17 protein-coding genes and 1 pseudogene are annotated in these 22,631 nt (G+C 58.1%); 10 read left to right on the top strand and 8 right to left on the bottom strand.

From position 1 onward, the window contains the following. Window positions 1-74: 74 nt before the first annotated feature. Window positions 75-2,591: a chemotaxis protein CheB gene (locus CLV74_RS12455; RefSeq protein WP_106265232.1), complete on the bottom strand. Its 2,517-nt coding sequence runs from the start codon at window positions 2,589-2,591 to the stop codon at window positions 75-77. A gap of 181 nt (window positions 2,592-2,772) precedes the next feature. Here CLV74_RS12455 and CLV74_RS12450 point away from each other — a divergent pair, with 181 nt between their 5' ends. From CLV74_RS12450 to CLV74_RS12425, 6 genes and pseudogenes are all read left to right on the top strand, one after another. Next, entirely contained in the window at window positions 2,773-3,147 is a 375-nt protein-coding gene (locus CLV74_RS12450) for a response regulator (protein WP_170108039.1), read from the top strand. A 5-nt stretch (window positions 3,148-3,152) separates the two neighbouring features. Further along, window positions 3,153-5,258: a sensor histidine kinase gene (locus CLV74_RS12445; RefSeq protein ID WP_106265228.1), complete on the top strand. Its 2,106-nt coding sequence runs from the start codon at window positions 3,153-3,155 to the stop codon at window positions 5,256-5,258. A 163-nt stretch (window positions 5,259-5,421) separates the two neighbouring features. Next, a pseudogene (locus CLV74_RS23465) lies at window positions 5,422-5,918 on the top strand (chemotaxis protein CheB); the annotation flags it as partial. Beyond that, on the top strand, window positions 5,913-6,779 hold the full coding sequence (locus CLV74_RS12435) for a CheR family methyltransferase (protein ID WP_425430979.1): 867 nt from the start codon (window positions 5,913-5,915) through the stop codon (window positions 6,777-6,779). The pseudogene CLV74_RS23465 and the gene CLV74_RS12435, both read left to right, overlap by 6 nt. After that, window positions 6,745-7,866, top strand: coding sequence for a coiled-coil domain-containing protein (locus CLV74_RS23385; RefSeq protein ID WP_211299042.1), 1,122 nt, complete (start codon window positions 6,745-6,747; stop codon window positions 7,864-7,866). Before CLV74_RS12435 ends, CLV74_RS23385 begins: the two co-directional genes overlap by 35 nt. A 139-nt stretch (window positions 7,867-8,005) precedes the next feature. Beyond that, complete coding sequence (locus CLV74_RS12425) at window positions 8,006-10,645, top strand: sensor domain-containing protein (protein ID WP_146134949.1); 2,640 nt, start codon at window positions 8,006-8,008, stop codon at window positions 10,643-10,645. Between the two features lie 397 nt (window positions 10,646-11,042). On the opposite strand, the gene CLV74_RS12420 is transcribed toward CLV74_RS12425, so the two are convergent. Continuing rightward, the gene (locus CLV74_RS12420; protein ID WP_245888540.1) at window positions 11,043-11,609 is read right to left on the bottom strand and encodes a hypothetical protein; all 567 of its coding nucleotides are present in this window, start codon (window positions 11,607-11,609) and stop codon (window positions 11,043-11,045) included. A 70-nt stretch (window positions 11,610-11,679) separates the two neighbouring features. Next, window positions 11,680-12,417: a SpoIIAA family protein gene (locus CLV74_RS12415; protein WP_106265220.1), complete on the bottom strand. Its 738-nt coding sequence runs from the start codon at window positions 12,415-12,417 to the stop codon at window positions 11,680-11,682. Between the two features lie 559 nt (window positions 12,418-12,976). Here CLV74_RS12415 and CLV74_RS12410 point away from each other — a divergent pair. Then, entirely contained in the window at window positions 12,977-15,853 is a 2,877-nt protein-coding gene (locus CLV74_RS12410) for an Ig-like domain-containing protein (RefSeq protein ID WP_146134948.1), read from the top strand. A 57-nt stretch (window positions 15,854-15,910) separates the two neighbouring features. On the opposite strand, the gene CLV74_RS12405 is transcribed toward CLV74_RS12410, so the two are convergent. After that, window positions 15,911-16,249 carry an EthD family reductase gene (locus tag CLV74_RS12405; protein WP_106265217.1) on the bottom strand — a complete coding sequence of 113 codons (339 nt, stop codon included), beginning with the start codon at window positions 16,247-16,249 and terminating at the stop codon, window positions 15,911-15,913. 179 nt (window positions 16,250-16,428) lie between these two features. On the opposite strand from CLV74_RS12405, the gene CLV74_RS12400 reads away from it, so the two are divergent. Together CLV74_RS12400 and CLV74_RS12395 are read left to right on the top strand one after the other, a co-directional pair. Next, complete coding sequence (locus CLV74_RS12400; RefSeq protein ID WP_170108038.1) at window positions 16,429-17,520, top strand: DUF3500 domain-containing protein; 1,092 nt, start codon at window positions 16,429-16,431, stop codon at window positions 17,518-17,520. Continuing rightward, window positions 17,517-18,029: a DUF1007 family protein gene (locus tag CLV74_RS12395; protein ID WP_106265213.1), complete on the top strand. Its 513-nt coding sequence runs from the start codon at window positions 17,517-17,519 to the stop codon at window positions 18,027-18,029. Before CLV74_RS12400 ends, CLV74_RS12395 begins: the two co-directional genes overlap by 4 nt. Before the next feature lie 31 nt (window positions 18,030-18,060). Here the strand turns inward: CLV74_RS12395 and CLV74_RS12390 are convergent, their stop codons facing one another. From CLV74_RS12390 to CLV74_RS12375, 4 genes are all read right to left on the bottom strand, one after another. Further along, the gene (locus CLV74_RS12390) at window positions 18,061-18,807 is read right to left on the bottom strand and encodes an HpcH/HpaI aldolase family protein (protein WP_245888539.1); all 747 of its coding nucleotides are present in this window, start codon (window positions 18,805-18,807) and stop codon (window positions 18,061-18,063) included. Between the two features lie 13 nt (window positions 18,808-18,820). Beyond that, the gene (gene hpaH, locus CLV74_RS12385) at window positions 18,821-19,603 is read right to left on the bottom strand and encodes a 2-oxo-hept-4-ene-1,7-dioate hydratase (protein WP_106265208.1); all 783 of its coding nucleotides are present in this window, start codon (window positions 19,601-19,603) and stop codon (window positions 18,821-18,823) included. A gap of 26 nt (window positions 19,604-19,629) precedes the next feature. Then, window positions 19,630-20,091, bottom strand: a complete 462-nt coding sequence (locus CLV74_RS12380) for a hypothetical protein (RefSeq protein WP_106265205.1) — start codon at window positions 20,089-20,091, stop codon at window positions 19,630-19,632. A 194-nt stretch (window positions 20,092-20,285) separates the two neighbouring features. Further along, entirely contained in the window at window positions 20,286-21,050 is a 765-nt protein-coding gene (locus CLV74_RS12375) for an IclR family transcriptional regulator (RefSeq protein ID WP_146134947.1), read from the bottom strand. Between the two features lie 264 nt (window positions 21,051-21,314). On the opposite strand from CLV74_RS12375, the gene CLV74_RS12370 reads away from it, so the two are divergent. Beyond that, window positions 21,315-22,580: an ABC transporter substrate-binding protein gene (locus CLV74_RS12370; protein WP_106265199.1), complete on the top strand. Its 1,266-nt coding sequence runs from the start codon at window positions 21,315-21,317 to the stop codon at window positions 22,578-22,580. Window positions 22,581-22,631: the final 51 nt, after the last annotated feature.

The following is a 22,631-nucleotide window of genomic DNA, read 5'->3' as shown; positions in this document are numbered from 1 at the left end:
GGTTTCTCTGAGTTAGTGCACGAATTAGGGCGATGGTAACATCGCCCCTTTTTCTGTGCTGTGACAGTTCGGGTTTAGTCCAGCGTTGTGATGATTGCGGCGACCACCGCGTTCTTCTGAAGCGTACGGGGGCGGGCCATGCTGACGGTCAGGCGCACGTTGACGCCGTTCAGCATCCCTTCGGCCTGTACAGGGCGCTGGGTGGTCATGGCCCGTTCGCCCAGACTACCCCAATCGGCAAAATCCATTTTCACGCCGACGGACCGGATGTAGCGGCCCTTGTCGGTGTTCACCAGTTCCAGCAACTCACCTGCGCCGCGGGTGAAGGACGACAGGCGCATATCATGGGTTAGGAACAAGGCCGAGGTGCCGATCATATCCAGCGCGAATTCATAGGTGTCGATCTGCTCGGCCTCGCTTTGGATTTGCTTTTCGAAATCGGACGAGATCATCTGCAATTTTTCGTTCACCGCGTGCAACTCTTCGTTCGAGGCCTGTAGCTCCTCGTTCGAGGCCTGCAACTCTTCGTTGGACGAACTGAGTTCCTGGTTCGAGGCCCGCAGCAAGGCTGCGTGGTTCTCCAGGCGGTCGCTGACGAATTGCAGGCTTTCTTCGGTCAGACGCAGGTCACGGGTCAAATCAATGATCCGGCCGCGCAACTGGTCCAGATTTTCGTCCTTCATGACGGCCTTGAGGTAGGCTTCGTCCTCTTCGTTGATGTCGTCCAGACGGTGCAGGATCACCACGGCGCAGCGGGGGTAGGGGGGCGTCAGGGCCAGAGGCTCGACCTGAATGCGGACCTTGTGGGTGTCGGTCTCGGTCAGCTTGACGGTGACGGTGTCTTCGAAAACTTCGATGTCCCGTTCGCTAAAGCTTTGCAGGCCCTTGTAAATCGCGGGATGCAGGGCGGGGTGGACAACCGCGTCCACAGTCCAGTTGCCGGTCTGACCCTTGGCGTCCACGTAAAGGCCCGCCGATCCGCACCACGTCAGGACCTCATGGGCGGTGTTGACCAGAATGGACGAGGGCGCATAACGGCGCAGCATCGCATCAAAGCCTGCGTGGATCTTGGCGTTGGAGGTTGCGCTGCCTTGCGCGGGCTGGCTTTGGTGGGCCGGTGTCGCGGGGCGTTTCGGTGCGGGAAAGCTCTGGTCGCGGTCTTGATCGTTGCTCCAGCGCGAGGGTTGCTCGATCCGGCGCTGGGGGCTGGATTTCTGGAAGATGCGCCATGTCTCGTCGATGGTGGTCATCTTTTCTGTCAGCACGCTGGCTGATTCAGAAGGCCCTAATGCCAGAAACCCTTCATGCTTGAGGCCGAAAAAGAAGTTCGACAGCGCCAGATTTTGCCCGTGATCGCTGAAATAGATCAGCATGTTCCGGCAAGAGACCATGTCCAGCCGCAAGAAGGGCGCGTCTGTCAGCACGTTGTGCACCGAAAAGATGATCTTCTGGCGCAGGGTGTTCTTGATCCGGTAGCCGACGCCGGACACGTCGAAATACTTGTTGCGCAGGCGCGGGCTGAAAGGAACCAGCTGGTCCTCATTGTAGAACCCCAGCGATGCCTTCTTGATGGCGGGTTCATAGACATCGGTGGCGATAATGCGGAAGTTGGGCTCTAGCCCCAGTTCTTCCATCGCCTCATTCAACTCGATCGCGATCGAGTAGGCCTCTTCGCCGGTCGAGCAGGCAGGCACCCAGATCCGCAGCGGGTTGTTGCCGTTCAGGGTCTGGAACATCTCGGGGAAGACAGACTGGGTCAGGGACCGGTAATAGGCCGGATCGCGTATGAATTGGGTCACGTTGATCAGCACGTCACCGTAAAGTTCGGTCAGGGCCTCTGCATCGTTTTCCAGTAGGTCCAGATAGTCTTCGTCATTCTTGATTTCGCGCAGGCTCATGCGGCGGGCAATGCGCCGTTTGATGTTTTCCTGTTTGTATTCAAGGATATCCAGGCCATAGGTGTCATGGATCAGCTTGATGATACTTTGGTAAGTGCTTTCCATATCTGCATCGATGGCGGGCACCGGCATGCCGGACAGGCGGTCCTCGATCAACTGGGGCAGGTCTTCGGCAAAGGCGGCTTCGGCCTCGGGGACGGCCTTGATGGTGGCGTTAGGCATGGCCGAGAATTCGGCTTCCGAGGGGTCCTCGACGAAGACGTGACCGCCGGCCTGCGCGATGACACCAGCCCCTTTCGCCCCGTCCGAGCCCGAGCCCGACATGATCACCGCCGCAATTGGCTGGTGCTTGCTTTGGGCCAGCGAGATGAAAAAGTGGTCGATCGGCAGACGCGGCACATGGCCCGAGCTCAGGAACGGCTGGACGCGGAATTCGTCGCCTTCGATCTCGACATAGATTGAGGGGCTGTTCAGGTAGATCGTATTGGGCTGGATCGGATCGCCGTCTTCGATCTTTTTGATACGGATTTTCGACTGCCGCCCCAAGAGCTTGTCCATCATGGACTCAAAGCCCGGATGCAAATGCTGTATCACCACATAGCAAACGTCGGTTTGATCTGGCGCAGCAGAAAAGAACCGTTGCAAGGGCGTCAATCCTCCGGCGGATGTTCCGATGGCGACGACTTTGACCATATCTTCTCCCCTACCACGTTGAATGACGTGGAATTCGGCCGGAAAATCTCAACCTCTTGCTAAAGTATATCACTGAAACCTACCCTATAGACTAGGGAAACCGTACCAGTTGCGTCATATGGTGTTGTTTGCTCAGCCCTGTATCTTAGGTAGATGGCCCAAAAGCCGGAGACTGCAAAGAATGGCCCGTATTTTATGGTGCGATGACGATCCGATGTATTCGGTCGCCTTGTCGGCCATTCTGGGTGACTGGGGGCATCGCGTGCTGCTTGCGGAAAGCGCCGCAGAGGCTTTGAAGGTTCTGGAGGCCGAGCCGGTTGATCTGGCGATTTTGGACGTGGTGATGCCCGGCGGTGGCGGGGTCAGCCTGTTGCACCGGATCAAGGACATCTACCCGCGTCTGCCCACAGTGATCTGCACCGGCCGCGACTTTCTTTTTGAGACCCCTCTGATGGAGATCGGCCTGAGCAAGGCAGACGTTAAGATCAAAAAGGACATCTCGCCCGAAGATCTGTTCGACGTGATCAATCAACTGCTGGTCGCCTACGGAAGCTAGAGCCGATGCCGTTCAGCCAGTTCCTCGGAAAGAGCATCGTCTGGATTGCCGGTGCCCTGTGGATTCTGGTCTCGGTCGTGTGGCTGACGGTCACTTCGCTGCAAGTGCGTGACATCCTTCCGCAAGAAACGGCTCTGCGCCAGACCCTGCTGACCGCCGATGAGGCGCTGATCGAGTTGAACAACCAGCTTGGGTTCGGCGGTTTCATCCATAACTTCAAGAACGCCGTCCTGCGCCCCGCGGAAAAGCAGAGCTATCTAGAGGCTTTCCAGCAAAACGCTCTTGCGATCCGGCGCAGCAGTCAGCAGCTTTTGACCTACTGTCCCGACTTGGGTCTTCAGATAGGGGCGCTGCTTTCGACCGTTCAGGAATATGAGGACAAGGCGGAATTTCTGGCGCAGACGCAGCTGACGGGTCCGCTTGAGATCGACCCGCTGGTGCGGGTCAGTGATGACAACGCGATCGAGGCGTTGTTGGACATCGTTCACCAAAGTCAGGTGGCCACGATCCAGCACGCTGCAGAACTGGACCAGCGAAAGACGCGGCTTTACGGCCTTAGCGCCTTGCTGCTGTTCGGGATCATCGTGACGGCGCTGGGGCTTTACGCCTATGCCTTGCTGATCGTCCAGCGCAACCGCGCCAATACCGAAGCGATCCGCCTGTCCGCCGAAACGGTCGAAGGCATGAACGCCGCCATCCTGCGTCTGGACACAGACGGCGAGATCGAGGCTTCGAACAAGAACGCCCGCAAGCTTTTCGGTGATATCCTTGAGCCGGGGTCAGAGCCGCTGATCACCCGATTGATGCACAGCTTTCCCTCGGTGCGGTCCGAAGATCCTTTGTTTCGGGCTTTTCTGGGCATGTCGGTCGACAATGAGGTGGGGCTTTACACCTTGCCTGACGGGTCCCAGCGCTATCTGCGTATTCTGGGAATGCCCCGTTCCAACGATCTGGAGGACCGAAAAGGCGTGATCGAGGTGTCCGACGTCACTGAAAAAGTGGTGGCCGATACCCTGAAAGAGCAGAACCGGAACGTGCTGGTCCTGGGGCAGATGGCGCGGGGCATCGTCCATGATGTGCGCAACATCAACGCCACAATGCGCTTTACTCTGATGGCATTGGCAAAGCGGGGTGGGTCGGAAGATGCGCAGGGGCTGATCGAGAACGCCAACGCGGCGCTTTCGGCCAGTGATCAGCTGACCACGCGCCTTCTGGACTTTGCAACCGCCGGTCAGGAAGAGATGAGCACCTATCCTCTGTCCAAGGTCTTTGATACCCTGCGCAGCATGTCGTGTGGTCTGTCACTGGGGGATACGGCGATTGTGATCGAGCCCGCCTCTGATACCGCCTGTCTTAGCGGCAACCCCGATGCATTGCTGGCAGCCCTGATCAATCTGGTGGTGAATGCCCGCAATGCCCTGTCCAAAGTGCCGGAGGTGCAAGGCGAAATCCGTGTTTCCGTTGTCCCTGGTGAGACTGTCATCGGGCATCAGGGATGGAAAATCTGTCTGGTTGATAACGGCCCGGGCTTTCCCGATGCCATTCTGGCTGGGGCGCAGCCGGGCCGTATCAAGGGCGAGGGCTATGGTTTGGGCCTTTCGATTGCCCGCTCGGTCGCGGCGGATATGGGCGGTTATATGGACCTGTCCAACCGCCCCGAAGGTGGCGCCAGAGTTGTGCTGGAATTGCCCGCCGCACTGGCAGACCCTGATCATGATGCCGAGGAAACGGGTGATAGTGCAGCGCCAATTCTGGTGGTGGACGACAGCCATACCTCAGCTTGGTTGGTAACGCGCGAGTTGAAGGCCCTTGGCTATCCCACTCTGATCGCTTTGACGCCCCAAGAGGCGCTGACCGTGATACGGGGGACGGCGCTTCGGGCGGTGATCTCGGATCTGGATCTGAGAGATCACATGAGCGGTTACGATGTGCTGGCGGCGGCGCAAACGGTCACGGCAAGCCTGCCGGTCATGCTGTTCACCCGCACGCCGGAACTGGCCAAAGGGCATCCCGAGGTGCCGGTCTTTGGCAAGGGCAAGGACATGAAAATCCTGCTGACGCATCTTCAAGCCGAACTTGAAAAATCGGGTAATGCGATATTGCAAGAATGAAAGACCAGCCGCTTTTTGCAAAGATGATCTATGATTTCTTATGACAAACAGGGTGGTACAAATGTTGTGAAACGTGCAAATATTGTCTTGTATCGTTGAAGTATTCTGAAAAAGAAAATTTCGCCGCGCGTTGGGTTTGGCCGCGGCCCAAGACGGGATCGTTATGCAAAAGCCGGAAATTATCGTGGCCATTGGAGGCTCAGCCGGTGGGCTTGAGGCCTTGTCGGAATTTGTCGCGGCTTTGACATCCAGTGCCCCGATCTCGGTGGTGGTGGCGCAACCCTTGCCCCTCATAACAGTTCGGTGCTGACCCAGCTGATCTCTCGTCAGACGTCGTTGTCGGTGCATACGCTGGAACAGGATGTCGAGCCCGAGCGCGGCACCATCTATATCACGCCGCCCGATTCCGATGTGATCCTTGAGAACGGTATCATCCGGCTAATCAAACCCAGCGAGAAAGTCGGCCCGAAACCCAGTATCAACCGCCTGTTTCATTCGATCGCCAATGAGGCCACAAACCATCCGGATGCGCCGCAATATGTGGCGGCGGTGTTTTCGGGGACCGGCTCGGACGGGTCTGAATATTTGGGCGAATTGCGTAAGGCGGGCGTCACGGTGGTGGTTCAGGACCCCGAAAGCGCACGCTATAACGGCATGCCCTTCGCGGCGATCCACAAGAACCAATATGATCTGGTCGTGACCGCCGACCGCTTTGGCGAATTGCTGAATGGTGGCGATGTGATGGCCCTGAAAGAGGCCAGTTCAGGGCGCGATTTCAAAGATACCCAGATTTTGCGGTCCATCACCGATATCGTTCTTCAGGAAACCGGCATCGATTTTTCGGACTACAAGCGCTCGACGATGGAGCGGCGGGTTAAACGCCGCATGTCCGCCTTGGGCGTCACGAAATTTGAAGATTACTACGAATTCCTCGGCACACATGAGACCGAGGCGCATGTGCTACAGCAAGAACTGCTGGTGCCTGTGACCGAGTTCTTTCGCGACTACCAAGCCTTTGATGTCCTGCGTAAGCACATGCTGGTCTATCTTCAGCAAATGGAACCGGGCAGCACATACCGCATCTGGTGTGTGGGCTGTAGTTCTGGGCAAGAGGCCTACAGTCTGGCGATACTGGCCAGTGACCTGATTGAGGCGAATAGCTTTAAAATCGGTGTGCAGATCTTCGGCGCCGATCTGGACGAAAAAGCATTGGCCGAGGCCCGTAAAGCCGAGTACGACGTGCGCGAAATCTCGGGGATTCCGTCGCAGACTGTGAACCGGTATTTTACCTATCGCGACGGTATCTATCATGTGAAAGACATCATTCGGGATATGGTGACCTTTTCCAAGCACGGGCTTGGCACGGATGCGCCGTTTTCACGGATTGACCTGATTTCGTGCCGGAACCTGCTGATTTATTACAATGCCACCAGTCAGGAAACCTTCAGTCGCATCTTCCGCTATTCGCTGAACCGCGCTCGGGCTGTTGTTCCTGGGACAGGCCGAGGCCTTGGGGGATGAGAACGGCTTTGACACCCTTGATCTGCGCGGCAAGGTCTTTTCCCGTTCCATGAGTGCGAATTACTATTCCGGCCTTTCAATGACGATCCCGAATTTCAGCAGCAACTCTACAACAACAGCTGTGCGCAAGCAGCCTTCCAAGGCTGTGACCAGCCTGTCGGACCCGACGCTGAACATGCTGAACGTGCTGTTTCAGAAGTCATTCATCGGGGTCACGGACCGGCGCCGGCTTGCCTATATCTCGGAAAAGCTGCGGCACATCTTCCAGCTGCGCACCGGCTTGGTGGGCGGCACGATCGAGGATTTCTTCGAGCCCGAGATTGCCGATGCCATGAAGGCCAGCGTGTCTTCGGTGTCCAAACAGCATCTTCGTATGAACATCGTCCCGATCGAGATGCCGGACGCGGAAACCGGCGAAGTGCGCCGGTTCTACACGCAGGCATTCTCGGTTCCGCGGAATAATCTGGGGATCACAGTGGCCATCGTCTTTATCGAAGGCCACGCGGATGACAGCGCCACCGGCCTGACCGATGCCCACCATGAGATCATCTATCTGAAAGAGGCTCTGCACAACGCGGTGCAAGAGCTGGAACAGGCCAACGAGGCCCTGCAACTGGCCAACGAAGAACTGCAAAGTTCGAACGAAGAGTTGCAGAGCTCGAACGAAGAGCTTCAGACCACCAACGAAGAATTGCAGTCCACCAACGAAGAACTGCTGACTGTGAACGATGAAGTGCTGGCCAAGTCCGCGATCCTGAACACAGCGCAGCAGACCCTGACCGCCTTGCGGGCGGTGGTGCATGGGGATGTTCTGGTGATGTCCGAAGACGGAGAGTTGATGTTCGGTCAGAGCAGCGGCGTGGCGATCTCGAACAAGTCCGGCTCGCTGGACGGGCTGAAGTTCAGCGAATTGCGTTGGAACGTCGACGTGGGCGAGCTGACAAACATGCTGTTCGGCCCCAAGCAGTGGGGCGGCGAGACGACAACGCTGCTGCTTGGCAGCGGGGACGAAAGCTGTCAGGCTACGGTTTCGGCGGATAAGCAAAGCGGCAAGAAAACCATCTCGGTGGCGTTCCGCAAGATCTGACCCTGCTTTCGGGCCATGCGTCGATGATGCCCGGCCCATGTGCGTTTCATGTGCGATCTGTTTCCCTTTCAGTAGGCCCTGACAAACACTCGGGGCCCAGTGGCGGGTGGGAAATCCGCTGACGCAAAAGAGAGCACCTTTGCCGCAACCCTTGATGCTTGTTCAGAACCTTGTCGGGATCAGTCGGCTATTCCTGCTGTATTTCACTGCAGTGCCTCTTGTTTGCGTTGTGATTGATGTTCAGACGAACGGATTGACGCCGCAAACCTTCGGGCTGGTTCTGGCCAGTTTCTTCAGCCTTTTGTTCTCGGTCCCCCAGTCGTTCGGCGCGGCGCGGCAATTGTTGCTGGAGGCGTCACTGTTTGGCGCGCTTGTGCTGGTGTATTTCGCGTTCGCGGATTGGGGCCTTATGGCGGGGCTGGCGCAGGTCATGGGGATGTCCTTTGGCTATGGTTGCCTAAGGCGGTCCAAAGCCCGCGCGATGGCGGTGGTGGGTTTTATCCTGCTGGCGGCTTCTCCATTGCAGTCGCCGGACATCCAGCCGGTGCATCTGGTGCTATATTTGATTGGCTACGGCAACATGGTGCTGTTGGCTGAGTGGACGCGCACAACGATCAACCAGCAGCGGCGGCAGATGTCCGATGCGAATGACGATCTGGCGCGTGTGAACCAGCAACTACAGCGGACCCGTCACCTGTCCCGCGCTTATCTGGAGCATACCAATGCGGGCGTCATCATCCGCGACCCAGATCTGAGGGTGCTGGAATTCAACAAGCCTGCCACAGAGCTATTCGATTTTCTGGGGCTAGAGCTGTGTGTGGGCAGTAAATCCCGTGTCAGCGACGCCGACCCCGAGAGGTTCGAGGTCATAGTTGACCAGCCAGATGACTCGGTTCCGGCTTTGAAGGCGGTGGGCAACCATAAAGCCAGTATCACTTGCCCGAATGGTGAGACGCGGCATTTTATTTTCTCTGTCGGCTGCATTGAGGCCGATGAAGAGGTGCTGTGGCTGTCATCGTGGAACGATATCACAGAGACTGTCCTGACCGAGGAGCTGATGCGCAAGCGGCAAAACGAACTGACTGCGCTGTTTGACAATCAGTCGGTTCCCGCAGCGGTGTGGCGTTTGGGTCCGGAGATCGAACTGGCCTATATGAACAGTGCCTATATGGGGCTGGACGGGGCGGTTCTGACTTCGGACAAGGCTGAAACGCTGCAAGGCAAATGTTTGGAAAAGGTTTTCCGGCCCAACTACGTCAGCGTTGCCAAGTTGAACCTGAAACGCATCCTGAACGCGCTTGAAGCGGGCACCCAAAGCTTGGTGCTGCCCAAGCAGGATCACCAGAACGGGCGGCGCTATCAGGTTGAATTCAGTCTGGTGACCATCACGGCCGACAAGAACGAACGCTTTATCGTTCTGAACTATGTGGATGTGACCGTCATCGAAAAGACCCGCGCGGGGCTGGAAAAGCAGCTGATGGTAGATGATCTGACTGGCGTTCTGTCCCGCCGCGGCATCAACCATCACTGCGAGACGCGCGGGAAAGAGGACCAGGCTTTGTTTCTGATCGATCTGGACCAGTTCAAATCGGTGAATGACGGCTATGGTCACGATGTCGGCGACCGGCTGCTGGCCTCTTGCGGCGGGGTGCTGTCCGATCTGGTGGACGATCACGGCGTCGCAGGGCGGCTCGGGGGCGAGGAATTCGTGATCATCCGTCCGATGAGCGACTGGGATGAAATCAGCAGCTATGCGGAAAAGATAAGAGCGTCCATCGCCGCCTTGGAACTTGAAACCGAAGATGGCAGCCTGTCTCGTTCCGCCAGCATCGGTGTGTCTGCTTTCAAGTCGGATGACAGCCTGTCGGATGCCTTGGCCCAAGCTGATGTTGCCTTGGTGGATTCCAAGCGGTCGGGGCGCGACAAGGTGACTTTGGCGACCCCTGCCTACATCAGGAAATGCGAGGAAGAAGGCCGTTTCGTCACCGAACGGGATATCTATGACGCGCTGGTCAACAAAGAGATGTATTACGCTGTCCAGCCCATCATGAACACAAAGCGCAACAACATCAGCGGGTTCGAGGCGCTGATCCGCTGGGAACGCGCCGACGGCACGACGATCTCGCCCAGTACATTTTCGTCTCGGCTTTATGAGGCCGTCAAAAATCCCGAGTTCCGCGAACTCATGCTGGACCTACGGCTGCGGACGGTGCGTGATCTGACCTACTTTGACGACCGCTACATCAGCTTCAACCATCACGTTGAGGAACTTAATACTGCTGGGGCTAGTCGGATCCTGCTTGATCAGTTCAGCAGTATTCGCGATGTTCCGGGTCGGATCTTCGTGATCGAACTGTCAGAAAAGGCCCTGACCGAGCGCGTGGATATGGGCAGCGTAATCCGCAATCTGCAAGATTTGCGGCGGGAGGGGATATTGATCGCGCTCGATGACTTCGGGATTCAGGCCAGCAACCTGAACCGTTTGGCCGAGCTGCCCATCGATGTTATCAAGCTGGACAAATCACTGGTCCAGCGGGTCGTGTCGGACAATAAAACGCTGGAAGTTGTCCGCTCGACCGCGATCATGGCGGGGAAACTGGGGATCAAGACCATTGCCGAGGGGATTGAAACCCCTGCACAAGGGCGGATGATCCATCATATGAGCTCGGTAGAGCAGCAGGGCTTTCTACATGGCCGCCCGATGAAGACCTCTGACGTTTTCGATAACCTGATCAAAATCGGTTATGACCTGCGCAGCCCCTTACATTTGGGATATTAGGCTTCGCGGCTGACTGGCGGCACTCACCGGCCCTGAACCTGACATCTGCTGTAGCCTTTCGGTAGGCGCATAGCGGCTTTGCGGCATCGTCAGTTGTTAGCGCAAGCTTCACGCGCCATATAGCCCCCAGAGATGCGGTCCTCCTCCTCCCTGACCGGCATCTTTGATATTCAGGCGACGCACTTCTCCTCCTCCCTAGTGCGTCGCCTTTATTTTTCTCAGATCACAATGGCTTGGGCGATTTCCGGTGGCTTATTCCGCGGCCTTGATCGGCGCGGTGCTGTCTTGCCAATCGGTGCCACGCAGGCCAATGGGCATCGAACCCTACGGGATCGAGTGGAAATGGAAGTGACGCGAAGGCGCGCAAATCGCCTGTGCTGGCAATTGGATAGTGCGTTTAGCGGGACATCATCATTTCATGGACCGCCTGCATTCCGCGCTCGGCCATGGCCGAGACCTCTGCGGCGTGGACATGCATCGCCTCGACCAGTTCGGGATCGTCCGAGGTCTGGGTAACCACGATGCCTTCGTCGGTCACGTCGATGGTGCTGTCGATCTCTTCGGCGCGGTCAAAGAAGATATCCAGCGTCGGGCTCTGGATGAAGATTTTGGGGTCATCCTTGGCCTCGACCCGTCCGATCATGCCGACCACATGGCTGACCAGCGCCTCCATCACCGCAGGATCGCTAGAGCGGGTGACGGTGCGGATGCCGTTGGGCAGGTTCTTGACCTCACGGGAAAGGGTCTGGAAGTTGTTGAACATTACCGCCAGTTCGGCGCTTTCAGCCTCGGTCGCGTTTTCACCGCGCAGGCCGGGCATGTTCGTCTCATCGTGCTGGCCATCCTGACCATGCATCATGCCGTGGCCATGCCCGTTTCCGTGCATCTGCGCGATGGCACCGGAGCCAGCAATCAGCCCAAGCCCCAGCAGCGCCGCAAAACGTCCCGCGCGTAGATATCCCATCGTCAGACCCCTCCAAGAATACATGCGACTATAGGAATATTTTCATGCAGGACGCCAGCGCAAATCACCGTTACGTGCGGATCCAGGCCGCGGCGTCGGGCATGTCGTCCATGTCAAAGACCATGACTTGGGCGGGGGTCAGGTGACCAAAGAATTTGGTGCTGTGGCGCAGCCAGTCGACGTCCGTGACCAGCGCCACCTTGGTGAAGGTCGTCAGATGCCCAAGCCCCAGCCGCGCATCATCCCAGACCGCGCCAGCGGTGTAGCCTTCGAAATCGGGCCCGATCCGCACAAGGGTCTTTAGCTTGTCATGGCGTTTCAGCTTTTCCGAGACCAGAGGTACCAGCATGTCGCGGTAGACCTCGGACGAGATCGTGCCCACAACATCCAGAGCGATCACGTCGTTGGGAAAGCCGCTGAGCAGTTTGAACCCGCCCTTGCTGGTCTCATGGGAGGTCAGCCATGCTTTGGCTTGATCCAGTGCCTTTTCCGGGAAATGCCGCAGGCGTGCCGAGACGAAGACATCCGCCAGCGGCGGCAACAGGTTCAGCAGGACGCCATCCCCCACAAGCGCCACCTTCGAGATCATCTTCTGGTGGTTGCGCACGAACTGGATGTGGCGCGTCATGGCCGAGAAATCCTTCCATCCGGGAAAGGATTTGGCGTGGATCAGCAGGTTTGGAACACGGTCGTTGGCGTTGATATAGTCATTCGCCGCCTGTTTCAGTTCCGCGATATCCTCGGCCGAGATCGCGCCCTCGGGCGAGACGGTTATTAGGTTGGTGCTGGGATTGGTATGAATATGCATTGCTAAAATCTCCGGATCATACGGGACGTTCCGCGGGGCTTGGGGACTGTTCCCATGACATAGGAATGAAACTCTCCAAAGCCGCCCGAGTCTTTGATGCGGGTCAACACATTGTTGTGAAAGAGAAATATTTGCAGGGTGAATAACCGGCAATCGTGCCTTGTTGTCTGATGGCCGTATTAAGTTCTGCAATTATATCGGGAGGGCCCCGTTTCAGGGTTACGCCATTTTCCAAGTTTTATTCGCTGCATAAGGTATTGCGATTTCCAAAGGCGTCCCCTTCGCAGGGGGTATACGCCTCTTGTTTAGGTGCGTTTTTCATTACCCGCATAAGTATATTTTAAGATTGACCCATCGCGCCAGACGTTCCCATCATGTTACCTAGAGTGAGGAATCCGGCAAGTTAGCCTATATAATAAGGCCCTGAAAAATTTCGGCTCAGGGCCGCGTACGCAGGTTGAAAAAAGAAATTCCCTGCAAGGAAGCGTGCCTACCCTCTCTAACGCAAATTAGAGGATCAAGCGTGTTCCATTCGCGCTAATTATAAAGGCTTATTTTTATGACGACGAAATTAAGATACACAAAAGGCACGGTCGAGAGCGACAATATCCACGGCTACGGCTGGAAGGATAAGATGTCGGGCTATGAGGGTGATGACATTCTCTGGGGCGTCGGGGGTTGGGATACTCTGGCGGGCGGAAACGGGAATGACACCCTACTTGGCGGTGCGGGCAGCGACGTGATGGGTGGCGGCGCTGGCAATGACCTGTTGATCGGTAGCGAGGACGTGGGCCCAGAAGACTACCGGACCATGACGCTTGAGGAATACCTGCGCAAAATCATCTACGACAACGATCGCCTTTACGGCGGTGCGGGCGATGACACCATCTATGGCGGCTTTGGTCAGGACAAGCTGGTCGGCGGCTCTGGCCGTGATTATCTGGACGGGGGCGTCGGGCATGACTCGCTGAATGGCGGGTCGGGCAACGACATGCTGCACGGCGGTGAGGGGCGCGATACCCTGAAGGGTGGCGCGGGCGGCGATGTGCTGGACGGGGGCCGTGGCAATGACCGCGTGTTCGGTGGCGCAGGCGACGATCTGGGGGTCTTCGACTGGGGCGAGAACGTCGGGTTCCACAACATCTATAACGGCGGTCGCGGGGTGGATTACCTGCGGATCAAACTGACCGCAGCCGAATGGGCACGGGCCGATATCAAGGCTGACATTCTGGCGCTGGCCGAGGCGATGGCCGACCACACCGACCCCGTCACAGGCGAGCATGACAATACGGTCTTCAGGCTGGCCACCACCAATCTGAAAGTGCGCGGCTTCGAGAACCTGCAGGTCATGGTGGACAACTCTGTGTTGCCGACGCTGGTCGAGGCAGTGAATGATCACGTCACCGTGCAGGAAGATGCGCCCGTGACGGTCTTGGGCTCGGTTCTGTCGAATGATGTGAACGCCCATCTGGTGGACAAGGTCGAGGTGATCTGGGGCCCCGCGCAAGGTACGCTGGTGATGGATGCGAACACGGGCAATTACACCTTTGACAGCAGTACCGCGTTTACGGGTCTGTCCAGCGGGCAGAGCGCTGAGGTGACCTTCCGCTACCGGATCACCGATGTATTCGGCGGCACCGATGAGGCCGTTGGCCGGATCACCGTCAACGGCATCGACGATGTGCCGGTGGCCGCTGACGATTATTATACGATTTCCGAAGATGAAGTTCTGACCGTCTCCGTAGTTCCGGGCCTTTTGTCCAATGACACCTCGACCATTGGTACACCGTCGCTGACGGTTCAGGCGATCACTGGGTTCTCTGCCTTGGGCGCGCGGGTTACTATGAACGCTGATGGCAGCTTTACCTATGATCCCACAGGCTCTGCGGCTTTGCAGGGGTTGAACGAAGGCCAAGTTGAGGTAGATCGCTTTTCCTACACCGTAGAAGAGCCTGATGGAGATACGGCCTTCGGCACCGCCTTTGTCAACGTCTCTGGCCGATATGAGCTGCCCACTGCGGTTGATGATTTACATTTCGCAGTGCTGGAAACTGACGTTGCGTTGGGCAGCGACCGACTTCTCGATAATGACATTCCGGGAACCGTTGGCGACACCTTGTCGTTGGTCCCGGGAACGGTGACAACGGCCTATGGCGCGACAGTTGTCTTTAGAAACGATGGCTGGTTCATCTATGATCAGACAACCTCGCAAGCTCTGGATGAGTTGGCAGAAGGTGAAAAGGTGCAAGACACCTTTAGCTATACTGTCATTGATCAGAATTCGCAGACGGACACCGCGACAGTGAGGATTGAGGTCACTGGCGTTGCCGATCTGCCGACCGCCTCGCCCGATAGCTATAGCGCCTCAGAGGGTGTCGTGCTGACGGTGGATGCCGCCTCTGGCGTGCTGGCAAATGACACGACAGATGGCAACGCAGGGCATACCATCGCCGCAAAACCGCAGGTACTGACCTCGGCCACCACGGGGGCCACCCTTAGCCTGAACGCCGATGGCAGCTTTGTGTATGATCCAACGTCCTCATCGGTGATTGAAGCGTTGGAAGAAGGCCAGTTCCTGACCGACTCTTTCCAATACACCATTGAGGAAAGTGACAAGGATACGGCCACGGCCGAGATTGGCATTCTTGTCGCGGGGGCAGCCGAGACCATCGCGCCGATTTCCAATGACTACACCTATGAAGATGTCGAAGACACGTCGCCCCGCACAGGTATGCGACTGAATTCCGGCAATGACGACACCCTGTTCGATCACGTTCAGAAGGGGGCCGCGACAGATGTTCTGACCATGGATTTCGCTACCGAAGGTAGTTCCAGCATCAGAACTGACAAAGGTGGCACGGTCTTTGTCGCCGAAAACAGCTCATTCAGCTACTATGCGCCCTACACCAAGGAAACCGCGCTGCTGAACGCCGGGGAAAGCTTCACCGACACCTTTGATTTCACAGTCGAGAACCAGGCAGGACAGTCGTCAACCGGAACGATTACGCTGAAACTTGACGGGGTCGATGACAATCCAGATGCGACAGATGACAGCTATCCCGTATATCACTATGTCGGTCTCGATTGGAATATTCCCCAACACTTTGGCCTTCTGACCAATGACACCCCGCACATGTCCGGTGACGAGTTGATTGCGGTGCCCATGGCAGTCTTTGATGCAGATCCGGATAAAAACATTACTACCTTGCTCACGGACACTTCTAATTCCGCGACATTCTCCACCGATAAGGGCGGCGTTGTTACGCTATATGAGGATGGCAGCTTCACCTATGAAACAGCCGGAGTGGATGGCATAGGTGATTTGATAGCGGGGCAGAAGATTGTAGACAGTTTCGATTATCTGCTGCTCGACGAGTACTATAACGGCGATGTGGGGACGGTGACGCTCGATATCATGCTTGGCGAATACAGATAAGCGCCATCGCGCAGACAGATCACCCCCGCGCCCTTTCATCAGGGTGCGGGGTTTATTTTAGCCGCTGATGGGATCGAACTGATCGGCGGCAAAGACGGTGTGGATGACGTGGCCGTCGAACATCTCGAACAGTTTTTTCGAGGTTTCCTTGCTGGCCCAACGGGTGTCCGAGGCTAATGCCGCCTCGATATCCGCGCGGCTGGCGAATTTCATCGCCATGACCAGCGGGAAGGGGCTTTCGGGATCGTCGCTTTCAACCTCGCGCAGGACGCGCAGTTCTAGCAGATGGGGAAAGGCGCTCCAGAGGGGGACAAGGTTTTCCTGCCAATGGGCGTGAAAGGCTTCTTCCTGTCCGGCTTTGATTTTGCCTTTGAAGAACGCGCAACGGATGAACATTCGGGGTCTCACTTTCCTGAAAAGCGCCGTGGCGCTGTTACCGGTAACAGATCTACTGCGTTGCGCGTGCGCCGCCAAGCAAAACCCGCGGTCTTGGGGTGCTTGGCATGGGCGGCTTTCAAGTTTTTTCGACGGGATTTCCTGCCCGCTGCGTATCACTTGCGCGAACAGGAAAGAAAATGGCTTTGACGTATCACAAATACGCCCTCGCGGGCGTCGCCGCCCCTGCTTGTCTTGGGTGGTTCACCCTATCTGAAATCTCTGCACAAGGTGGGCTGCAAACTCCGCCAGTTGCGACCACTGTGCTGGACGATATTCCTGTCCCCTCGGCCGATGCGCAGACATTGGCGATCACCGATGCGGCGCAGGCTTTTCTGGCCACTCTTAGCGATGAACAGCGGGCGGCTGCGGTGTTTGACTTTGCCGACAACACCCAGCGCGCGAACTGGTCCAACTTTCCTGACGGGCCGGTGGTGCGCAAAGGCGTGATGCGGGGCGATATGACCGCGCCGCAACTGGCCGCGCTAGAGGCTCTGCTAAAGACCGTCATGAGCGATGAAGGTTATCGCAACATCGCCCTGCAATTGGCGGCTGAGGACGCGCTGGACAACGGGTTTGGCGGGCCGAACTTTGGATCACCCTATTACTATGTCTCGTTCCTTGGCACCCCCGCGACGGATGCTCCGTGGATGTTGCAATTCGGGGGCCACCATCTGGCGATTAACTTGACGATTGTCGGGCCGGACCTCAGCTTTTCGCCCATGCTGACAGGGGGCGAGCCGCTGCGGATCAATTTCGAAGATCAGGACGTTTACATCACCGAAGCTGAGACCGCCGCTGCGCAGGCGCTGATGGACAGTCTGGATGCGGCGCAGAAACAGCAGGCGATCCGAGGCAGCCGCCCGATCAATCTTCTGTTGGGGCCGGGAGCCTTCGGCAGCCAAGTCGCACCGGAAGGCATTCGGGGCGCTGATCTGAACGCGGGGCAGCGTCAGCTTTTGCTGGATGTGATCGCCGCGCGGCTGGGGTTCATCAACGCAGACGATTTTGCCGCCAAGATGACGGTCGTGCGCGCCGAACTGAATGACACCTATTTCGGCTGGTGGGGGCCAGAGGGCACCCTTGGCGCGGCTTATTTCCGTGTGACGGGGCCTTCGGTGGTGATGGAATATGCGCCGCAGGATCAGGACGGCGACAACACCGATCACGCGCACAACATGTACCGCGATCCGCAGAATGACTACGGCGCTGCGTGGATTGCCGCCAAATGAAGGCTCCTGTGACCTGCGCCCTTGCCCTTTGGGCAGGGGCGGCAATGGCCCATCCGCACAGCAGCGTGGATCAGCAGGTTCACCTGTCTGTCGGTTCGGATTGGGTGGAAATAGCCGTGCTGATCGTCCCCGCTGCCACCGATGGCGCGACAACGCGCGAGGTGCTGGATCTGGACGGCAACGGCAACTTTGACCCCGCCGAAGCGGCGGTCTTTCGGGACACTGTTTTGGCGAACCTTGAGGTGACGTTAAACGGTGCGCCCCTGACGCTGGAAGGAGGCGGGATACGCCACGATCCACTGGATACTTTGGCCGAGGGGCTTGGACACATCCAGATCACCGCCCAAGCGCCTGTTCAGGCTGATCTGCAAAGCCTGAGCGTTGCGATCCACTATGATGGGCTGGGGCCTGACTGGTTTATCCAGCCGTTCTACGCCAACGATCTGCCCGCGCCGTGGCCACAAGTGCTGCGCAGTGACGACACGCGGCGGATTGAGTTGCGCAAGTGAAACAGGGCGGCACCATAGGCCGCCCTTTTCCTTAACTCATCAGCCCGTTGCGCAGGGCAACCATATCCACATGTTTGGACATGAAGACCGCCCCCGCTTCAATCGCCGCGTCATAGACCTGCGGCGATGTGGTTAGCGCCCCCGCCGGTTTGCCCGCCGCTGTGATGCGGCGGATGCCGTCCAGTAGCGCCTTTGTCACGTCGGGGTGCGATGGTTCGCCCACGTGGCCCATGCTGGCGGCCAGATCGGCAGGGCCGATGAAGATGGCATCAATCCCGTCCACGGCTGCGATGGCCTCGATCTGGTCCAGCGCCTCAAGGGTTTCGACCTGCACGATCAGGCAAATCTCAGCGCGGGCCTGCTTGTGATAGCCCGCCACTTTGCCGAACCGCGTTGCCCGCGTGACGCCGGACACCCCGCGAATGCCTGCGGGCGCGTATTCCACAGCGGCCACCGCCTGCGCGGCCTCATCGGCGTTCTGCACATAGGGGATCAGCAAGGTCTGCGCCCCCAAATCCAACAGCTTTTTGATCTCTGCCGCGTGCAGCGATCCGGGCCGCACAATGGGCGAGACCGGATAGGGCGCGACTGCCTGCAACAGTGGCAGGACCGAGATCGGGTCCATCGGCGAATGCTCGGTGTCGAACATCATCCAATCGAAACCGCAGTCGGCCATCATCTCTGCCGCCAAGCTGTCGCGCAGGGTGCACCAGATTCCCCGTTGCAGCCGCCCCTCTTTCAGGGCGGCCTTGAAGGCATTTTTGTATGGGTCTGCCAAAGCCGCCCTCCTGTTATTCGAAGCTGACGCCGATAGACCCAAGCGGGCCGTAATCTGCAAAGATGACATCCCCAGAGGCAATATCGACAGGCCGCGTGAACGAGCCACCCAGCACGATATCGCCCTTCTTCAAGCCATCCCCCAGCGGCGCCAGCTTGTTCACCAACCACGCAATGCCCGCCGCTGGATGCCCCATGATCGCGGCCGAGACGCCAGATTCCTCGATCACGCCGTTCTTGGCCAGTGTCGCACCCACCCAGCGCACATCGATGTCGAAGGGCCGGAAAATGCGGCCCCCCATGACAATCGCGCCGAAGGCCGCGTTATCCGCGATGGTGTCCACGATTTGACGCGGCACTTCGGTGCGATAGTCGATGATCTCCAGCGCAGGGGTGACGAATTCGGTCGCCCGCATCACGTCATGCATCTGGCAGCCGCCCCCTTGCAGGTCTTCGCCCATAACAAAGGCCAGCTCGGTCTCAAGGCGCGGTTTGATAAAGGTGCCTGCGGGAATGCGGGCGCCGTCCTTGAACAGGGCATCGTCCAGAATGACGCCGTAGTCGGGCTCGGTCATTTTGCTGGCCATCTGCATGGCGCGGCTGGTCAGGCCGATCTTGCGGCCCACAATCTTTGCCCCTTTGGCCAGACGCCCTGCGGCCCAACGGCGCTGCACGTCATAGGCGTCCTCGATCTGCATCGCGGGGTAGGTTTTCGAGAGCTGGGGCACGGTGATGCGGGTCTGCTCGGCGGTCAGCAGGCTATCAGCCGCCGCCTGACGCTGTTCGTCGGAAAGCATAGCAGGTTCCTTATGATATCAGAGGGTTAAAGCGCGGCCTGAGTCAGTTCCTCGACCACGAAAGCGGCGCTGCCAAGCAGGGCGCAGCCGGTCATCAGGATGATGACAGCGGTGGTGAAGAGGGTGACGTTGGCATCGCACACGCCGAAAACGGGCAGCTTGAACGGGGGTACGCCGTTGACCTCATCCACCAGCGCGCCGCCGTAGATCGGGCGCATCAGAACGGCGGTCCAAAAGCCCCCGTAGGCGCAAACGCTCAGCAGGGCGGCGATCCAGATCGGCCACGCGTTGGTGCCTGCGGTCCAGATCAGGAACAGGGCCAGCACGCCGATGTAGACGTAGGACATCACCTGCCAGACGCAGTGAAAGCGGGCGTGCGGGGTCCAGCTGGGGTTGAACCAATGGGTTTTGTTGGAATCGAAGGCAAAGGGAATAAGGCTGTAGCCAAGCGACGAGATCGTCAGCAGGATTTTGGCGAACAATAGCATGTCGGGTCCTCCCGGATGTGTGGAAAAGGTCCGCTCCTCAACGGACTTGAGTCGTACCGCTATTCGGTACAGTGTATCGAAAAATGATTTGAACAGGCCAAGCTGTCAAGCGGCCTGATGCACGATGGCTGCACACAGAACCGGCGCACGGCCCAAGGCGCCTGCGTTTTCAAAGCTTTGAGGCTGAGAAATTTTTAGATCGAGGTGCCGAAGCGCGCCTGAACTTCGCGCCGAAAATTCAACAGCGCGGCCTTCAGGTCCTCTTCCCGCCGCTTGAATCGGGCGGTGGGCATGGCGATGGAAATCGCCAGCTTGCGCCCGCCAATCTCGGGCAGGGTGGTAGCCATCGCACAGGCATCAACGCCGTATTCTTCGCGGTCGATGAAGAGGCCAAACTCGGCAAATGCCTCGACCTGCGCCATCAGGCGGGCAGGGTCGGTGATGGAATGGCCGGTCAACGCGGGCATGCCGCGATCTTGCAGCAGGGCCAGTGCTGTTTCATGGGATAATTGCGACAGATGGGCCTTGCCATTGGCGGTGCAATGGACCGGATGTTCGCGCCCGACAAAGGAAATAACGCGGATATCCTCGTTCGAGGCGATCTGCTCGATCACAATCACTCGCCCGTCTTCCATCGCGGTCAGGTCGATGTTGTCCCCGATCTGGGCGTGCAATTCTTCCATCAGGGGCATCAACAGCGCGCGGGCGTTCAGGTTGACCTTGGCCCCGAGGCGGGCCAGCTCCATCCCCAGAAAGACCCCCTGGTGACCGGCGTTCTTGGTCACAAACCCTTCGTTGTTCAGGGCCGAGACCATGCGCTGCACCGTGGATCGAGCCATGCCCGTCGCCTTGGCGATGTCCCCCAATGAGCAGCCCTGATTGTCCGCAATCGCCCGCAAAACCGCGATCGCCTTTGAGATGGATTGCCCGTCGCTTGCGCGGGGTTTGTCATCAGCCACGTGTCTGCTCCTTGGTTCGGACCTGGGCAAAGGCCTGGGCCGCTTTAGCACTGCTACCTTGATGCGCGGTCTTCTTCAACGGCTGGCCGTGTCGCACATCAAATCATGCGGCGTCAGCAAACCTATTGACACGAATCCTATCCGCCTGCATTTTGGTATAGTGTACCGTATATTGGTACAATGCAAACAGCACAGCCCGCCGCCCGACTTTGATGGAGCAAAGTCGCGGGCAACAAGAGGGGCCGTGCGCTGAGGGAGGACACCATGATTTCCAGACGACGCCTTTTGAAAGGCGCCGCCGCCGCTGGCGTGCTTGGCGCAACTTCGAATTTTCCGCTGCCCGCATATGCAAAGACGCGGCCCATCAAGATCGGCTTTGTCACGCCCAAGACCGGCCCGCTGGCGATCTTTGCTGAGCCTGATGATTTCGTCCTTGGCCAGTTCCGCGAGGCCCTGAAAGATGGGCTGGAAATCAACGGCGCGAAACATCCCATTGAGTTCATCGTCAAGGACAGTCAGTCAAACTCGAACCGTGCCTCATCCGCCGCGCAAGAGCTGATCTTTGAGGATGAGGTGGACATCATTGCCGCCTCCTCGACCCCTGATACGACCAACCCCGTGGCGGATCAGGCGGAACTGAACGGCGTGCCTTGCGTAACCAATGATACCCCGTGGCAGCCGCATTTCTTTGGCCGTCAGGGCGATCCGAGCGTTGGGTTCGAATACACCAACCACTTTTTCTGGGGGCTTGAGGACATCATTCAGGTGTTCATGTCCCACTGGGACGCGATCGGCACCAACAAGATCGTCGGTGCCATGTGGCCCAACGATCCCGACGGCAACGGGTGGAGCCATCCGGAGCTTGGCTTTCCCCCTGTGATGCAGCAGGCGGGCTATACGCTGGTTGATCCGGGTCGCTACCAGAACATGACGGACGATTTCAGCGCACAGATCAGCGCCTTCAAGGATGCGGGGGTCGAGATTGTCTCGGGCGTGATGATCCCGCCGGATTTCACCACCTTCTGGACGCAAGCCGCGCAGCAGGGCTTTGCCCCCAAGGTGGTTAACGTGGCAAAGGCCAGCGAATTCCCGCAGGCGATGGCGGCCTTGGGCAATCGCGCCGATGGTCTGTCGGTTGAGGTCTGGTGGCACAAGTTTTTCCCCTATGCGTCCAGCTTCTCTGGCCAAAGCTGCGAGGCGCTGGCCGATGCCTATACGGCGGCGACCGGCAAGCCGTGGACCATGCCGTTGGGGGCCAAGCATTCCCTGTTCGAAGTGGTCATCGACAGTCTGCGCCGCAGTCAGGATCTGGATAGCCCCGAAAGCATCGCAGAGGCGATCCGAGGCACCGATCTGAATACGGTCTTTGGCCCTGTGAACTTCCAGACCGGCCCCGTGCCAAGCGTTTCGAAAACTCCGCTTGCCGGTGGGCAGTGGCAGCTGAACGGCGGGGAGCCGGAGCTACAGATTGTCACCAATTCCCACACGCCGGCGATCCCCACCACGGGTGAGATGAAGCCCATCGCCTAAGCGGAGCCTGCCGGAGCGTCCCATATGCGCTCCGGCCCTTATTTCAGAAAG

Source organism: Donghicola tyrosinivorans, from assembly GCF_003003355.1.
Classification (GTDB): Bacteria; Pseudomonadota; Alphaproteobacteria; order Rhodobacterales; family Rhodobacteraceae; genus Donghicola; species Donghicola tyrosinivorans.
This window is presented reverse-complemented; position numbering and strand designations above follow the sequence as displayed.

Coding starts and splice junctions, on each gene's coding strand:
- CLV74_RS12455 (WP_106265232.1), bottom strand. CDS start 2,591: ATGGTCAAAGTCGTCGCCATCGGAACATCCGCCGGAGGATTGACGCCC.
- CLV74_RS12450 (WP_170108039.1), top strand. CDS start 2,773: ATGGCCCGTATTTTATGGTGCGATGACGATCCGATGTATTCGGTCGCC.
- CLV74_RS12445 (WP_106265228.1), top strand. CDS start 3,153: ATGCCGTTCAGCCAGTTCCTCGGAAAGAGCATCGTCTGGATTGCCGGT.
- CLV74_RS12435 (WP_425430979.1), top strand. CDS start 5,913: ATGCCCTTCGCGGCGATCCACAAGAACCAATATGATCTGGTCGTGACC.
- CLV74_RS12420 (WP_245888540.1), bottom strand. CDS start 11,609: ATGGGATATCTACGCGCGGGACGTTTTGCGGCGCTGCTGGGGCTTGGG.
- CLV74_RS12415 (WP_106265220.1), bottom strand. CDS start 12,417: ATGCATATTCATACCAATCCCAGCACCAACCTAATAACCGTCTCGCCC.
- CLV74_RS12410 (WP_146134948.1), top strand. CDS start 12,977: ATGACGACGAAATTAAGATACACAAAAGGCACGGTCGAGAGCGACAAT.
- CLV74_RS12405 (WP_106265217.1), bottom strand. CDS start 16,249: ATGTTCATCCGTTGCGCGTTCTTCAAAGGCAAAATCAAAGCCGGACAG.
- CLV74_RS12400 (WP_170108038.1), top strand. CDS start 16,429: ATGGCTTTGACGTATCACAAATACGCCCTCGCGGGCGTCGCCGCCCCT.
- CLV74_RS12395 (WP_106265213.1), top strand. CDS start 17,517: ATGAAGGCTCCTGTGACCTGCGCCCTTGCCCTTTGGGCAGGGGCGGCA.
- hpaH (WP_106265208.1), bottom strand. CDS start 19,603: ATGCTTTCCGACGAACAGCGTCAGGCGGCGGCTGATAGCCTGCTGACC.
- CLV74_RS12380 (WP_106265205.1), bottom strand. CDS start 20,091: ATGCTATTGTTCGCCAAAATCCTGCTGACGATCTCGTCGCTTGGCTAC.
- CLV74_RS12370 (WP_106265199.1), top strand. CDS start 21,315: ATGATTTCCAGACGACGCCTTTTGAAAGGCGCCGCCGCCGCTGGCGTG.